Raw genomic sequence first — 12,301 nt, forward strand, 5'->3', positions numbered from 1 at the left:
TAAGCTTCCGCTCATGCTGAAGGTGGGCCTGACCGGCGGAATCGGCGCCGGCAAGAGTGAAGTCTCGCGGCTGCTCGTCGCGTCCGGTGCCGTCCTGATCGACGCGGACAGGATCGCGCGTGAGGTGGTGGCGCCGGGAACTGACGGCCTCGCGGCCGTCGTTGAGGCCTTCGGGCGGGAGATCCTCGCTCCGGACGGCTCACTGGACCGGCCGAAGCTGGGCGCGATCGTCTTCGCCGACGCCGAGAAGCTGGCCGTCCTGAACTCGATCGTGCACCCGCTCGTCGGAGCCCGCTCCGCCGAGCTGGAGGAGTCCGCCTCCGGTGACGCGGTGGTCGTCCACGACGTGCCGCTGCTCGCGGAGAACGGCCTCGCTCCGCTGTACGACGTCGTGGTCGTCGTCGACGCGAGCCCGAAGACGCAGCTGGACCGCCTGGTGCGGCTGCGCGGGATGAGCGAGGAGGACGCCCGCGCGCGGATGGCCGCCCAGGCCACCCGCGAGAAGCGCTTGGAGATCGCGGACGTCGTGATCGACAACGACGGCCCGCTGGACGGCCTGAAGGAGCGGGTCGCCGAGGTCTGGGCCGACCTCGCGCGCAGAGCACGCGCCTAGGGAAGGGCGGGGGCAGTGGTCGTACTGGCGGTGTTCACGGCTCTGGGCGGCCTGGTGTCGCTCCTCGCCGGCGCGTACGGACTGCGGCAGACCCGGCGGATCACCGCGGCGGGGGCGGTCGCGCAGGCCCTGGTGAAGGCGGTGCCGCCCGGCGCCGAGCGGCCCACCCTGCAGTTCGAGACGGGCGACGGACGGGTCGTCGAGGTGGTCTCGCCCGTGCCGCCGAGCCGCCACAGGCCGCTCGCCGCGGGCGACCGCGTCAGCATCGCGTACGACACCGAGGACCCGCGTGAGACCGTCCTGATCGGCGGCGAGCGCACCGGCCTGGACCGGGCCTTCGTGGGCGCGGGCGCTGCGGTGTTCGTCCTGGGGCTCGTCCTGGTCGCCGTCGCGCTCTGAGGCCGCCTTGTGCCTGGGGGGTTCTGGGGGCGGAATATCCGGGGCCGCGGCGGGCGTTGACACAGGGGAGCGAGGGAAGGAGTCCGGCGTGCCCGAGATCACCCCGGAGACCCATGTCATCGATTTCCGCGCGGCGGAGCAGCTCCTTGCCGCGCGGGATCCGCGCGGGGCCGTGAAGCTGCTGGACACGGTCATCGCCGCCCACCCCGAGAACACCGCGGCCCGGCTGCTGCGGGCCCGCGCCTTCTTCGCCGCCGCCCAACTGCGCGCCGCCGAGCTGGAGTTCTCCATCGTCCTGGAGCGCGAGCCGGACAACGCCTTCGCGCACTTCGCCCTGGCCCGCACGTATGAGCGCGGCGCGCGGAACGAGCTGGCCCGGCGCCACTTCCGCCTGGCCGCGGCGCTTGATCCGCAGCCGGAGTACGTGGCCGCGGCGCGTTTCGATGATGCCGAGTGAGAGCTCCGTCCTTTAGGTGATCGGTCGGCTGCGGGGGGGGGGCTGGTCGCGCCCACACGGCGGATCCGCATAGGGCACAGCCCCGCGCCCCTTACGGGGCGCCGTGTCGCTCCCGGCGGATACGGTGTACGACCCAGGCCAGGTCCGCCGCCACCACGAGCACCAGCACCCCGCACGCCACCGCCCACCCCGTGCGGCCCGTGAGGGCGAAGGCGGCGGTACCGAAGACCGCCCAGACCAGGCCCCATACGCTGAACCACAGGCGCATCCGCAGGGGGCTGCGTGCGGTCACCGGTTCACTGCCTGTGCGCATCATGAGAGGTCATCTCCTCCTTTCAGGATAAAGAGGGTGGGAACGTGCTGGAAGCGCTCAGGGCCGACGACGAGCTCGCCGCCTGGCTGAAGGAGCTGGAGGCCGCGGGGGAGCCGCGGGCCGAGGCGGTGCTCCCGGACGCCGACGCGCTCCCCGAGGTGCTGCTCGACCTCGCCGTGCCGCACGAGGACATCAACGCCCTGGTGGCGCTGCGCGGCCGGCTGTGGGCCGACCCGGAGGCGCGGTGGCTGCTCGACCGCTGCGTCGACGCCCTCGTACGCGACATGGGTGTGGTCGGCGGGGGCGGCAGGATCCCCGTGCTGCCCGAGGCGCTGGGGGAGCTCGGGCGCTGCTTCTACGTGTACGTGTACGTGGCCGCGCTGGAGCACGTGCGGGCCTACCACCGCGGCCGGGACATCCCCGACGACGTCTCGCGGCGCACCCTCGCCGACCTCGGCCGTCACCTGGCGGTGCACCGCAGGGCGCACGGTAGCCGCGGCCTCCTCGTGCCGGCGTGGCCCGCCCTGCACTTCCGCGGCGAGCTCTACCAGCTGGGGCGGCTGCAGTTCCAACGGGCCGTCCTCGGCGCGCGGATGGGCGGGGCGACGGCCGCCGCCGGACATGTCGCGGGCCCGGGGGACCTCTGCCTCAACGTCCACATCGCCGACTTCCGGGGACAGTTGACCCCACAGGCCTGCGACCGCTCGGTGTCGCTGGCGCGGGAGTTCTTCGCGCGCCACTTCCCCGAGGAACGATATGAGACAGCCGTCTGCCACTCCTGGCTGCTCGACCCGCAGCTGAGGGACCACCTGCCCGAGGACTCCAACATCGTCCGCTTCCAGGAGCGATTCCGCCCCGCGGACGGCTACGTCAAGGAGGTGGACGACGGCAGCCCGGTCGCCTTCGTCTTCGGCGACCGGACCCTCCCCGTGGCCGAACTGCCCAGGCGGACAAGGGTGGAGAGGGCCGTGGGCGACCATCTGCGGGCGGGCGGCCACTGGTACGGCGGGCATGGCTGGTTCCCGCTGTAGGCGCCGGGCCCGCCGAGGGGTGGGGAACGCGGCCGCGAGGTGCTTCGTTGGGCGGGCATGAGTGTGCAGATGCGTGAGGGATACGAGGGAACGGGACCCGGCGCGATCACGCCGGACGGCTGCGCGGTCGACCTGTACACGCGCCTTTCCGTGGGGGACGAGCCCGATGTCGTCGCCGGCGCGGTGCCGGCCGGGTCGCACATTCTGGAACTGGGCAGCGGCGCGGGGCGGGTGACGCGCCCGCTCCTGGAGCGGGGCTTCAGGGTGACGGCCGTCGACGAGTCCCCCGAGATGCTGGAGAAGGTCGCCGAGCTCGACGGCGGGGTGCGCACGGTCCGGAGCACGATCGAGGGGCTCGACCTCGACGAGAAGTTCTCCGTGGTCATGCTCGCGTCGTTCCTCGTCCACCACGGCGACGACGCGGTGCGCCGCGGCATCCTGCGGGCCTGCCGCAAGCACGTCACGGACGACGGCTGCGTCCTGATCCAGCGCGAGGGCGAGGACTACCACACGAACCTGCCCCGGGAGCGCGTCGACCCGGGTGGCTACACGGTCAGGATCCTCTCGGCGGAGCCGGTGGGCGACGGCGTGAACCGGGTCCACGCGGAGTACGTCTTCCCGGACGCCGTCTGGACGCAGAAGTTCCTGGCCCGTCCCTTCACGAAGGAGGAGTTCGAGGAGGTGCTCGCGGAGGCCGGCCTGAAGGTCGACAAGTACCTCACGGACGACCGGACGTGGGTGCGGGCGGTACCGGCCGGCCGCTGAGCGGCGCGGGGCGCGTGCGGGGCGCCGTGTGTGGCGCCGTGCCCCCCGAGGGGGCCGTTGAGCGGGGCGTGCGGAGAAAGTCCTTGCGGGAGCGATGAGTTCGGCGGGGGCGGGCGGTCCATATCCGTGACAGCACAGCAGCGCGTACGACAGCGCGAGAGTGCCCCGCCCCCGCTCCCCGAGGAGATCCCCCATGTCCGCCACCACCGCTCCCACCGCCACCCGCCGCGCCACGCCCCGTGGCCGCGGCGCCCGCGTCACCCTGCGGTCCCTGCAGGTCCTGCTCGGTGTGTTCTTCGCCGTCGCGAGCGGCGCGCCCAAGCTGATCGCGCATCCGACCGCCGTCGAGAGCTTCGACAAGCTGGGCTGGGGCGCGCCCGGCATGTACACCATCGGGGCGCTGGAACTGCTCGGCGGGATCGCGCTGTTGCTCCCGCTGCTCTCCTCGGTCGCCGCGACGGCCTTCATCGGCCTGATGATCGGCGCGTTCGTCGTGACGGTCACGGCGATGGGCGGGGAGAACGCGGCGACACCGCTGATCCTGATCCTGCCGCTGGCGTGGATCGCCTGGGCGCGGCGCGAGGAGACGGTGAAGCTGGTCGCGCGCCTGCGGGGGTGAGGGGCGCAGGGCCCCTCGGCCGGCTAGCCCGCGGGGTGATCGCCCCGCAGCCGCTCCATCTCCCGCCGGTCCCGCTTCGTGGGGCGGCCCGTCCCCCGGTCGCGGATGCCCGCGGGGGCGACCGCCTCGCGGGGCGGGGGCGGCGGGCTGTTGTCCACGTAGCACTCGACGGCGACCGGTGCCCCGACGCGCTTGCGGATCAGCCGCTTCACGACGACGATCCGCTCCCGGCCGCCCGCCTGCCGCACGCGGACCTCGTCGCCGACGTGCAGGCCGTACGCGGGCTTGACCCGCTCGCCGTTGACCCGCACATGGCCGCCCTTGCAGGCGGCGCCGCCTGCCGAGCGGGTCTTGACGAGGCGGACCGACCAGATCCAGCTGTCGACCCGCACCGAGCCCCCGCCCGCCGTGTCGATGGAAGTCTCCGAAGCCATGCCACGACCTTAGTCCGGCTTCGGCGCGGCATCCCCGGCCTCCCGGCGAGCCGTCCGGAATCCGCTGACCCCGGCCGCCGATAATTCGGACACATCACACCAAAACAGTCCGGATTCGACTCCCAGGGGTGCTGCCCATGACGTCCTCTTTCGAAGCCACGGTCGACGGTCTGATGGACGGGTTGCGCGCCGACCTCGAACGTCTCGCCGCGATCCCCTCGATCTCGTTCCCCGGCTTCCCTCCCGAACCGGTGCGGGAGGCCCACGATCTCCTGGTCGGACTGTTGCGGGACGCCGGGGTCCCGACGGTCGAGCGGCTCGATCTGCCGGACACCGCCCCCGTGGTCTACGGCGAGATCCCGCCCCCGTCGCCCGACGCGCCGACCGTCCTGCTGTACGGCCACTACGACGTGCAGCCGCCCGGCGACGCGTCGCTCTGGAAGTCCCCGCCCTTCGAACCGACGCCCGTCGAGGGCGGACTGCGCGCCCGGGGCATCGCCGACGACAAGTCCAACGTCATCGCGCACCTGGGGATGTTGCGGGCCTACGAGGGACGGCCGCCGGTCGGCGTCAAGATCGTCATCGAGGGGCAGGAGGAGTACGGCAGCGCCTTCGACGACTACCCGCCCAGCGACCCCGACCGGTTCGCCTGCGACGCCATGGTCATCGCCGACCTCGGCAACCTCCGCCCCGGCACCCCCACCCTCACCACGGGGCTGCGCGGCGCCTCCGAGGTGACGGTCGAGGTCCGCACCCTCGACGAGCCGCGCCACAGCGGTGAGTTCGGCGGCGCGGCCCCCGACGCGCTGCTCGTCCTGATCAAGGCGCTCGGCACCCTGCACGACGTCCACGGCGACGTCGCCGTGGAGGGGCTGCGGCGCGAGGAGTGGGCAGGAACCTCGTACACGGAAGAGGAGTTCCGCTCGCTCGCGGGCGTGCGCGAGGGGGTGCCGCTGGTCGGCAGCGGCAGTCTCGGCGAGCGGCTGTGGAGCGGGCCCGCCATCACCGTCATCGGCCTGGACGCGCCGGGCGTGGAGCATGCGGCGTCCGCCGTCGTGCCGTACGCACGCGCCAAGTTGAACCTCCGCTTCCATCCGCGGCAGGATCCGAGGGAGGCGCAGTCCCGGCTCGTCGAGCACCTGCGCTCGCTCAAGCCCTTCGGCGTCGCGCTCACCGTCACGCCCGGCGACACCGGGCCGGGCTACGAGGCCGCCACCGGCGGACCCGCCTACCGCGCCGCGCTCGCCGCGCTCAGGGAGGGCTGGGGCAAGGACGCCTCGTACGTCGCGACCGGCGGCTCCATCCCGCTGGTCAACGGTCTCGCCAAGGCGGCGCCCGGCGCCGAGGTGCTGCTCTTCGGGGCGCAGGACAGCATGTGCAATCTGCACGCCCCGAACGAGCGCGTCCTCTTCTCGGAGCTGCGCAACACGGTCGTCGCCCTGTGCGCCTTCGTGCGCGAGTACGCCGCCGACTTCCGGAAGCCGGGAGGCGGTGCCGCGTGAGCGCCACCGAGACACCCGTGGGCGGCGACCCGTCCGAAGGGCCCTCGGAGAAGCCCTCGGAAGAGCCCTCCGGGAAGCGGAAGTTCACCTTCCCCAGCGCTCTGACCGTCCTCGCGATCGTCACCGTCGCCGTCTGGCTGCTCGCCTTCCTCATCCCCTCCGGGCAGTACGACCGCAACGACTCCGGCGCGCCCGTCGAGGGCACCTACCACCGCGTCGACTCCGGGCAGTCCTTCGTCGACCGCCTCAACGACCTCTTCCTGTCCCCGGTCAACGGCCTCTACGGCATCCAGGACGAGAAGACCGCGCTGGTCGCGCCCGACAACGTCGGCGCGCTGTACGGCAGCGCGGGCGTCTTCCTCTTCGTGCTCGCCATCGGCGCCTTCATCACCGTCGTCTTCGCCACCGGCGCGCTCGACCGCGGCATCGGGCGGCTCGCGCACCGGCTGCGCGAGCGCGGCGCGCTGCTCATCGCCGGCGTCATGGTGGTCTTCTCGGTCCTCGGCACGGTGGAGGGCTTCGCCGAGGAGACGCTGGGCTTCTACGGCCTGATCGTGCCGCTGATGCTCGCCCTCGGCTACGACCGCATGACCGCCGTCGGCGCGATCATCCTCGGCGCGGGCGTCGGTGTGCTCTGCTCGACCGTGAACCCCTTCGCGACGGGCGTCGCCTCCTCGGCCGCCGACATCTCGCTGGGCGACGGCATCGTGCTGCGCTTCGCCATGTGGATCGTCCTGACGGGGGTCACGGTCGCGTACGTCATCCGGTACGCGAAGCGTGTGCGGAAGGATCCCGGGCGCTCCCTGTCCGGCTTCCTGCCGGGCGACCGCGAGCAGTCCGCCGCCGACGCGGAGGAGGTGCCGGAACTCACGCGGCTGCACAAGGCGGTGCTCGTCGCGACCGCCCTCGTCTTCGCCTTCATGATCTTCTCGGTGGTGCCCTGGTCCAGCGCGCTCACCGGCAAGGCGGACGCACAGCCGTACTCCTTCGAACTCGGCTGGTCCTTCCCGCAGTTGGCGGCCCTCTTCCTGTGCGCGGCCGTCCTCGTCGGGCTCGTCGCGCGCATGGGCGAGCAGAAGCTCAGCTCGACGATCATCCAGGGCGCGGCCGACTTCGTCTCGCCCGCCCTGGTGATCCTGCTGGCCCGCGGCGTCACGACGATCATGAACAACTCGAAGATCACGGATACGGTGCTCCACTCCATCGAGGGGGTGGTGAAGGGGACGTCGTCCGGGCTCTTCGCGATCATCGTCTTCATCGTGAACCTGCCGCTCGCCTTCCTGATCCCCTCCACCTCCGGCCACGCCACGCTCGCCATGCCGATCCTCGCCCCGCTCGCCGACTTCGCCGGCGTCTCGCGCGCGGTCGTCGTCACGGCCTGGCAGTCGGCCAGCGGCTGGATGAACCTGTGGGTGCCGACCACGGCGGTGACCATCGGCGGCGTGGCCCTCGCCAAGGTCGGCTACGACAGGTACCTGCGGTTCGTGTGGCCGCTGCTCGGCATTCTGGCCGTGCTGATCTGTGCGTTCGTCGCGCTGGGCGCCGCGCTGACCTGACGTGCGTACGTACGGTGGAAGGCATGGACGGCCTCAGCGAGCTCGACGCACGACTGACCGACTGCCGGGCCTGCCCCCGCCTCGTCGACTGGCGCGAGGAGGTCGCGCGCACCAAGCGCGCGGCCTTCGCCGACCAGGACTACTGGGGGCGCCCGGTGCCCGGCTTCGGACCGCACGACGCCGCGCTTTTGATCGTCGGCCTCGCGCCCGCCGCGCACGGCGCCAACCGCACCGGGCGGATGTTCACCGGCGACCGCTCGGGCGACGTGCTCTACCGCGCCCTCTACGACGTCGGCCTGGCCTCGCGCCCCACCGCCGAGAGCGCCGACGACGGACTGACCCTGTACGGCACCCGCATCACCTCGCCCGTGCACTGCGCGCCGCCCGCCAACAAGCCGACCCCGCGGGAGCGCGACACCTGCCGCCCCTGGCTGGTGAGCGAGCTGACGCTGCTCGCGCCGCGGATGCGCTCCGTGGTCGTGCTCGGCGCCTTCGGCTGGCAGGCCGCGCTGCCCGCGTTCGCGGCGGCGGGCTGGACGGTGCCGAAGCCGCGGCCGGCGTTCGGGCACGGGGCGCGGGTCAGGATCGACGGCACCCCGGGCCCCCTGGAGCTCTTCGGCTGCTTCCACGTCAGCCAGCGCAACACGTTCACCGGACGGCTGACGCCCGCGATGCTGCGGGACGTGCTGCGCGAGGCGGCCACGGCCGCGGGGCTACGCCCGGACGGCCCAGCAGAGCGGGCCGGCGCGGGCGGCGATTCCTAGCGTGGGGGGCGTGGACGAGACTCCGGCAGCCAAGCCCTCAGCCGCCGCCTACCGCAACCTGGCCGTGGCCACCGTCGGCTTCACGCTCACCTTCTGGGCCTGGGACCTGGTGGCGCCGCTCGGCAGCGACTTCAAGGACCGGCTCGGGCTGAGCTCCTTCGAGCAGTCGCTCCTGGTCGCCGTGCCCGTCATCGTCGGCTCGCTGGGCCGCGTACCGGTCGGCGCGCTCACCGACCGCTACGGCGCACGTCTGATGTTCCCGCTGGTCTCGGCGCTCACCATCGTCCCGGTGCTGCTGATCATCCCGGCCAGGGACAGCTTCGGCGCGATGCTCGCGGTCGGCTTCCTGCTCGGCCTCGGCGGCACGACGTTCGCCATCGGCATCCCCCTGGTCAACTCCTGGTTCCCGCCCGCCCGCAGGGGCTTCGCGCTCGGCGTCTTCGGGATGGGCATGGGCGGTGTGGCGCTCTCCGGCTACTTCACGCCGCGCATCGCCGAGCACGGCGAGAACCTGCCCTTCCTCGTCGTGGCGATCGCGCTCGCCGCCTTCGCGGTGCTCGGCGCGCTCCTCATCACCGACCGCCCCGACCGGCCGGTGCCCACCAGCTCGCTCGGCACCCGGCTCGGACAGGCCGGACGGCTGCGCGTCACCTGGGAGCTGTCCGCGCTGTACGCGATCGGCTTCGGCGGCATCGTCGCCTTCGGGGTGTACCTGCCCACGTATCTGAAGACCTGGTACGACCTCTCGCCCACCGACGCCGGGACCAAGGCGGCCGGCTTCGCGCTCGTCACCGTCGTCTTCCGGCCCGTCGGCGGCTGGCTCTCCGACCGGATCCACCCGGCCACGGTCACCTCGGTCGCCCTCGCGGTGGTCGCGCTCTTCGCCGTCGTGCAGGCCTTCGACCCGCCGCTGAACCCGATGGGCACGGTCTGCTTCCTGGTGATGGCAGCGGGCCTCGGCACCGCGAGCGGCAGCGTCTTCGCGCTCGTCTCGCAGGTCACCCCGCAGCCGCAGGTCGGCTCCGTCACGGGCATCGTGGGCGCGGTGGGCGGCCTCGGCGGGTTCGTCCCGCCGCTGGTCATGGGCGCGATCTACAGCGCGAAGGACTCGTACTCGATCGGCTTCATGCTGCTCTCGGACCTGGCGCTCGCGGGCTGCGTGTACGCGTACGGGCGGATGAGAAACGCCGGGGCGGACTGACCCGGGGCGGAGCTAGGCTGCCGCGATGGGCCTCTATCCGGACATCGAACCCTACGATCACGGCATGCTCGACGTCGGCGACGGCAACCACGTGTACTGGGAGGTCTGCGGCAACCCGCTGGGCAAGCCCGCCGTGGTGCTGCACGGCGGGCCGGGCTCCGGCTGCACGCCCTTCTTCCGCAGGTACTTCGACCCCGACGCCTACCGGATCTGCCTGCTCGACCAGCGCGGCGCGGGCCGCTCCACGCCGCACGCGAGCGATCCGGCCGCCGACATGGGCGTCAACACGATGAAGCACCTCCTCGCCGACCTGGAGCTGCTGCGGCGCCATCTGGCCGTCGAGCGGTGGCTGGTGTGGGGCGTCTCGTTCGGCTCCGTCCTCGGCCTGAGGTACGCGCAGACGTACCCGGACCGGGTCTCGGAACTGGTCCTCACGGGCGTGGCCACGGGCAGCAGGGCCGAGGTGGGGCTCCTGACGCGCGGCCTGGGGCGGGTCTTCCCGAAGGCGTGGGAGGCGTTCCGCGACGGAGTGCCCGAGGGGGAGCGGGACGGCGACCTGGCCGCCGCCTACAACCGCCTCCTGGAGTCGCCCGACCCCGAGGTGCGGGCCGCCGCCGCGCGCTCCTGGACGGACTGGGAGACCGCGTGCGTACCGGCGGCGCCGCGCTCCGTGCCGCGGTACGAGGACGCGGCGTTCAGGGCGGGCTTCGCGCGCACCGTCTCGCACTACTTCGCCAACGACCACTGGCTGGGCGGGGACGAGGTGGTCCTGCGGGACGCGGGGTCCCTGGCGGGGATTGCCGGAGTGCTGGTGCAGGGCAGCCTGGACTTCGGCAATCTCACGGGCATCCCCTGGCGGCTCCATCAGGCGTGGCCCGGCAGCGAGTTGATCCTCGTGGACGACGTGGGGCACGACGCGGGGGCGCGAGGGCTGGCGGACGAACTGGCGGCGGCGACGGATCGCTTCCGGGAGTGACCCTGCCGTCGGAGTGATCTTCCGGGTGAACTGCCGACGCCTCGGCGGGGGACGGGCCGCCGCCGGGGCGGGGCGACCGCAGACTCCGGGGAACGCGCCGGGTACGGCCGGCGCCGAGCACCCTGGAGCCGCCCGGTGTCCCAGCCGTCCTCCTGCCGTCTCCGTTCCCGGTCCCGGTCCCGGTCCCGTGTCCGTCTCCGTTCCCGTTTCTGTCTCACGCGCGTTGTTGTCGCCGCCGCTCTCTTCCTGGGCGCGGCGGCGACCGGCTGCGCGGAGGCGTCAGGGACGGCGCCCACGCCCCGTGCCGCGGAGCCCCGCGCCGGGGAGCCCCGTGCCGCGGAGCCCCGCGCCGGGGAGCCCCGCGCCGAGGAGGCCGCCCCCGCCTTCTGGGTCGACCCGCACAGCGCCGCCGTCCGGCAGGTCGCGCGGTGGCGCGGCCAGGGCCGGATCGCCGAGGCCCGCCTCATCGAGCGCATCGCGGGGCGCCCGCAGGCCGTCTGGCTGAGCAAGGAGGGGCCGGGCGCCGTCGTGCGGTTCCATGTCGAGGCGGCGGCCAAGGCGCGGCGCACCGCGGTCCTCGTCGCCTACTTCATCCCGCACCGCGACTGCGGTGCGTACTCGTCGGGCGGCGCCCGCGACGCCGCCCGGTACCGCCGGTGGATCGACGCGTTCGCCGCGGGGCTCGGCAGCCGGGGCGCGTACGTGATCGTCGAACCCGACGCCGTGGCGCAGCTGGTGGCGGGCTGCCCGCGCGCGGACGCAAGTGAGCGCTACGCCCTGCTCTCCTACGCGGTGCGGCGGCTGGGAAGCAGGCCCCACACCAGGGTCTACCTCGACGCGGGCAACGCCGGCTGGATCCCCGACGAGCGGCGCCTGGTCACGCCACTGCGCCGCGCCGGGATCGCCCGCGCCGACGGCTTCGCCCTGAACGTCTCCAACTACCTGACGAACAAGGTGAGTTCCGCCTACGGCCACCGGCTCGCCAAGGCGCTCGGCGGCGGCAAGCACTTCGTCGTCGACAGCAGCCGCAACGGCAACGGCCCCTACGACGGCGTCCAGGCGTGGTGCAATCCACCGGGCCGCGCCCTTGGCACCCCGCCCACGACCCGCACCGGCGACCCCGCGCTCGATGCCTACCTGTGGATCAAGCGGCCGGGCGAGTCCGACGGAACGTGCAGGGGCGGGCCGCGCGCCGGGCAGTGGTGGCCCGAGTACGCGCTCGGCCTCGCCAGGCGGGCGCGCGGCTAAGGGCGTTCGGGGACGACCGCGGTGGCGGTGATCTCCACGAGCTGGCCGGGGTAGCCGAGGCAGGAGACGCCGAGCAGAGTCGAGGTGTGCGGGCCCGCGTGCAGGTCGCAGGCGCGGACGACCTCCCACGCCCGGGTGAGCGCCGCGGGGTCGTCGCCGACCACGTACACCGTGGTGGCCACCACCTGCGACAGATCGCTGCCCACCGCCCGCAGGGCCTCGTCGAGGTTGGCGATGACCTGCTCGGTCTGGCGGGCGACGTCCCCCTCCCCGACGAGCGCGCCCTCGGGGTCGAGGGGGACGGAGCCCGCCATGAACGCGAGGCGGGTGCCCGCTTCGACGACGGCGGCGTGGGCGTATCCGGGAGGAGGGAAGAGGGTGGGCACGACGGTGCGTTCGGGGGCGGTCATACGGTGATCGTGC

At 73.2% G+C, this 12,301-nt stretch carries 15 protein-coding genes; 12 read left to right on the top strand and 3 right to left on the bottom strand.

Annotated features, from left to right (window positions below; genetic code table 11):
• The first annotated feature begins 13 nt into the window (after nt 1-13).
• From coaE to ACZ4D5_RS06730, 3 genes are all read left to right on the top strand, one after another.
• A complete protein-coding gene (coaE, locus tag ACZ4D5_RS06720; RefSeq protein WP_467771229.1) occupies nt 14-613 on the top strand; it encodes a dephospho-CoA kinase in 600 nt (199 codons plus the stop codon).
• Between the two features lie 15 nt (nt 614-628).
• Nucleotides 629-1,012, top strand: coding sequence for a hypothetical protein (locus tag ACZ4D5_RS06725; RefSeq protein ID WP_467771230.1), 384 nt, complete (start codon nt 629-631; stop codon nt 1,010-1,012).
• An 88-nt stretch (nt 1,013-1,100) separates the two neighbouring features.
• Nucleotides 1,101-1,469, top strand: a complete 369-nt coding sequence (locus ACZ4D5_RS06730) for a tetratricopeptide repeat protein (RefSeq protein WP_467771231.1) — start codon at nt 1,101-1,103, stop codon at nt 1,467-1,469.
• A 91-nt stretch (nt 1,470-1,560) separates the two neighbouring features.
• Here ACZ4D5_RS06730 and ACZ4D5_RS06735 read toward each other — a convergent pair whose 3' ends face one another.
• On the bottom strand, nt 1,561-1,782 hold the full coding sequence (locus ACZ4D5_RS06735) for a DUF6343 family protein (protein WP_467771498.1): 222 nt from the start codon (nt 1,780-1,782) through the stop codon (nt 1,561-1,563).
• A gap of 128 nt (nt 1,783-1,910) precedes the next feature.
• Here ACZ4D5_RS06735 and ACZ4D5_RS06740 point away from each other — a divergent pair, with 128 nt between their 5' ends.
• From ACZ4D5_RS06740 to ACZ4D5_RS06750, 3 genes are all read left to right on the top strand, one after another.
• Nucleotides 1,911-2,813: an acyltransferase domain-containing protein gene (locus tag ACZ4D5_RS06740; RefSeq protein WP_467771499.1), complete on the top strand. Its 903-nt coding sequence runs from the start codon at nt 1,911-1,913 to the stop codon at nt 2,811-2,813.
• 69 nt (nt 2,814-2,882) lie between these two features.
• Nucleotides 2,883-3,578, top strand: a complete 696-nt coding sequence (locus ACZ4D5_RS06745; RefSeq protein WP_467771232.1) for a class I SAM-dependent methyltransferase — start codon at nt 2,883-2,885, stop codon at nt 3,576-3,578.
• A gap of 193 nt (nt 3,579-3,771) precedes the next feature.
• Nucleotides 3,772-4,197, top strand: coding sequence for a DoxX family protein (locus ACZ4D5_RS06750; protein ID WP_467771233.1), 426 nt, complete (start codon nt 3,772-3,774; stop codon nt 4,195-4,197).
• A 23-nt stretch (nt 4,198-4,220) separates the two neighbouring features.
• Here ACZ4D5_RS06750 and ACZ4D5_RS06755 read toward each other — a convergent pair whose 3' ends face one another.
• Nucleotides 4,221-4,631 (bottom strand): RNA-binding S4 domain-containing protein, encoded by a 411-nt coding sequence (locus ACZ4D5_RS06755; RefSeq protein WP_467771234.1) that lies wholly within the window; start codon nt 4,629-4,631, stop codon nt 4,221-4,223.
• 137 nt (nt 4,632-4,768) lie between these two features.
• Here ACZ4D5_RS06755 and ACZ4D5_RS06760 point away from each other — a divergent pair, with 137 nt between their 5' ends.
• The 6 genes from ACZ4D5_RS06760 to ACZ4D5_RS06785 all read left to right on the top strand — a co-directional run bounded on the left by ACZ4D5_RS06760 (nt 4,769) and on the right by ACZ4D5_RS06785 (nt 11,878).
• Nucleotides 4,769-6,133 (top strand): M20/M25/M40 family metallo-hydrolase, encoded by a 1,365-nt coding sequence (locus tag ACZ4D5_RS06760; RefSeq protein ID WP_467771235.1) that lies wholly within the window; start codon nt 4,769-4,771, stop codon nt 6,131-6,133.
• 17 nt (nt 6,134-6,150) lie between these two features.
• Nucleotides 6,151-7,689, top strand: coding sequence for a YfcC family protein (locus tag ACZ4D5_RS06765; RefSeq protein WP_467771500.1), 1,539 nt, complete (start codon nt 6,151-6,153; stop codon nt 7,687-7,689).
• 23 nt (nt 7,690-7,712) lie between these two features.
• A complete protein-coding gene (locus tag ACZ4D5_RS06770) occupies nt 7,713-8,453 on the top strand; it encodes a uracil-DNA glycosylase (protein ID WP_467771236.1) in 741 nt (246 codons plus the stop codon).
• Nucleotides 8,454-8,463: 10 nt separating this feature from the next.
• On the top strand, nt 8,464-9,654 hold the full coding sequence (locus ACZ4D5_RS06775; RefSeq protein WP_467771237.1) for an MFS transporter: 1,191 nt from the start codon (nt 8,464-8,466) through the stop codon (nt 9,652-9,654).
• Nucleotides 9,655-9,679: 25 nt separating this feature from the next.
• Nucleotides 9,680-10,630, top strand: a complete 951-nt coding sequence (pip, locus tag ACZ4D5_RS06780) for a prolyl aminopeptidase (protein ID WP_467771238.1) — start codon at nt 9,680-9,682, stop codon at nt 10,628-10,630.
• A gap of 246 nt (nt 10,631-10,876) precedes the next feature.
• Entirely contained in the window at nt 10,877-11,878 is a 1,002-nt protein-coding gene (locus ACZ4D5_RS06785) for a glycoside hydrolase family 6 protein (protein ID WP_467771501.1), read from the top strand.
• Here ACZ4D5_RS06785 and ACZ4D5_RS06790 read toward each other — a convergent pair.
• Entirely contained in the window at nt 11,875-12,288 is a 414-nt protein-coding gene (locus ACZ4D5_RS06790; protein ID WP_467771239.1) for a RidA family protein, read from the bottom strand. The genes ACZ4D5_RS06785 and ACZ4D5_RS06790 overlap by 4 nt on opposite strands.
• Between the last annotated feature and the right edge of the window lie 13 nt (nt 12,289-12,301).

The sequence above is a fragment of the Streptomyces sp. NPDC025651 genome (genome assembly GCF_055558735.1).